The organism is Oleiphilus sp. HI0117 (assembly GCF_001635235.1).
In genome coordinates, this window is the sequence record NZ_LWGA01000884.1 from 1 (window position 1) to 2370 (window position 2370).

Annotated in this window: 3 protein-coding genes; 2 read left to right on the plus strand and 1 reads right to left on the minus strand. The window is 45.4% G+C overall.

All coding sequences use genetic code 11. The features are described from left to right. Positions 1-53 precede the first annotated feature (53 nt). Together A3757_RS15515 and A3757_RS15520 are read left to right on the plus strand one after the other, a co-directional pair. Entirely contained in the window at positions 54-638 is a 585-nt protein-coding gene (locus tag A3757_RS15515; protein ID WP_068508752.1) for a Crp/Fnr family transcriptional regulator, read from the plus strand. Positions 639-746: 108 nt separating this feature from the next. After that, complete coding sequence (locus A3757_RS15520) at positions 747-1322, plus strand: DUF5610 domain-containing protein (protein WP_068553373.1); 576 nt, start codon at positions 747-749, stop codon at positions 1320-1322. A 95-nt stretch (positions 1323-1417) separates the two neighbouring features. Here A3757_RS15520 and A3757_RS15525 read toward each other — a convergent pair. Continuing rightward, positions 1418-2370: FAD/NAD(P)-binding oxidoreductase (locus A3757_RS15525; protein ID WP_156506346.1), on the minus strand; the 953-nt coding region annotated here is incomplete at its 5' end.

Sequence of the window (2370 nt, forward strand, 5' to 3'; positions counted from 1 at the left end):
AAAAAGACTACTATAAGCAGCTCAAAACAAATGACCAGTGAAAAGGAAGCTAAGTGAACCAGCATATAGCCAAAATGCGACACATGCTTGAGAAGAAGTTCAAAGCAAACTTAGCGGAATGGGACCGTTTCCTAGATTTTTTCCATGTTCAAGAACTCGATGAAGGTGATCATTGGATTCGAGCAGGGGATGCCTGCGAAGAGTTTTTCTATATTTCTGACGGCATTCTCAGGCTCTACTATGTCGACCAAGAAGGCAACGAAGTAAACGAAGGCTTTTATGAAGAAGGTCAAATGCTGGGCCCCATATCAAGCTTCGTAAATGGCACACCCTGCCCCTATTATATTCAAGCACTCGAACCCGCCAGCCTTGTTGTCGCGAACTACCATCAATTTCATTCCTATGGTTATGATGATCCCGAGTTATTACGTTTCGAAATCACCTTTATGCATGAACTCTTCGTACGCAATGCTAAACGCGATGCCAAGCGGCTACTCAATAACGGTGAACAACGTTACAAGTGGTTTTGTAAAGAATACCCTCACTTCCTGGAGCGCATCCCCCAATACCATATCGCCTCGTTTCTCGGCATGACGCCCGTTAGCCTGTCCCGCCTTCGAAAAAAGTTTTCTCAATAGCCTCAGCTAGCCATCTATAAGGAACAAATACTTACCAAGTTTTGCTTGCTGCTCCCCACGCACTGGTCAATAATTAATCAAGACCTACCGCTACTGAGGAGTGTTCATATGCCTGTTAGCCAAATCGACACCCGACTTAATATATCGTCCGTACCTGAAAAAACTACTTCTAGTGACGCAAGGTCTTCACCGCAAAGTGATGGCACAGAGCAAATTGGTCAAGTAGAGGCCCTTCGCAAAGAATTCAATGCTGCCGTGTTGAATGCTAACTACGAAGTTAGCCTCAGCGTCAAGAACGAACCTATGAGCCTGCTTTATCAGACCGCTATCGATGCGATCAATAAAGAGCTAGAAGGTGACTTTGGCGAAAACTCAATCCAGTCCGGTTATGAGCAAGGCCTGGACGTCTCACCCGAAGCGACAGCGGGCCGGATTGTTAATTTCTCGACTAGCCTGTTTCCACTTTATCAACAACAACACCCTGAATTGAACGAGAGTGAGCAAGTCGAAAAGTTTGTCGATATTATTAGCGGTGGTATTGATACCGGATTTTCTGAAGCACGCGAGATACTCGATGGATTAGGAGTGTTAGAAGGTGAGATTGCCGAGAATATCGATAAGACCTATGACTTGGTTCAGGAAGGCTTGCAAGCCTTCAAGAAGCAGTTTGAGGTGCAGGAATAGCTTAATTATTCTCCCACCAGCACGCGAATGGCACAAAAAAGCCGAACTAGGAAACTCTAGCTCGGCTCTGTTTGCTGCTTGTTTATCTAAAGACTTTAGATATCCAATGCCAAACGCGTACCCTGATTAATTGCACGTTTTGCATCAAGTTCTGCAGCCACATCAGCACCACCAATCAGGTGATATGGCTTATTCAAGCCCTCAACTAATTCACGCAGTGGCTCCTGGCCCGCGCACAAGATAACGTTATCCACATCAAGTACTTTCTTCTCACCTGCGACATCAATGTGAATACCTTGATCGTCCACTTTCTCGTAAGTACAGGCAGGTATCATGTTGACGCCTTTGTTATTTAGACCCGTGCGATGAATCCAGCCTGTTGTTTTTCCTAGCTTCGCGCCAACTTTAGACTTCTTACGCTGTAATAAGTAGATTTCTCTAGCAGAAGGGCTAACTTGCGCTTCAACGCCCTCAATGCCACCACGAGCCTCTAGCGACATATCAACACCCCATTCTTTCATAAAGGCTTCGATATTTTGGCTTGTTGCTTCACCTGAGTGGGCTAAGTATTCCGATACATCAAAACCGATACCACCTGCACCGATTACCGCTACTTTCTTACCCACTTCTTTCTTATCGCGAAGTACATCGATATAACTCAGTACTTTAGGGTGATCAATACCCTCTATTTCAGGTGTACGTGGGCTAATACCGGTAGCTAGAATAACTTCATCAAAATCGCCCTGATTTAAGTCCTCTGCTGTCAAACGCTGACCAAGCTGAAGGTTTACACCCGTCTTCTCGATCATCTTGCCAAAGTAACGGATCGTTTCGTAAAACTCTTCCTTGCCGGGTACTTGCTTAGCAATATTGAACTGCCCGCCAATTTCATTTGCTGAATCAAATAAAGTTACTGTATGTCCACGCTCAGCTGCCGACGTCGCAAATGCTAAACCAGCTGGGCCCGCGCCAATAACAGCCAACTTCTTAGCCGTTTCTACTGGAGATGAAGCAAACTCTGTTTCGTGACATGCCTTCGGATTCACCA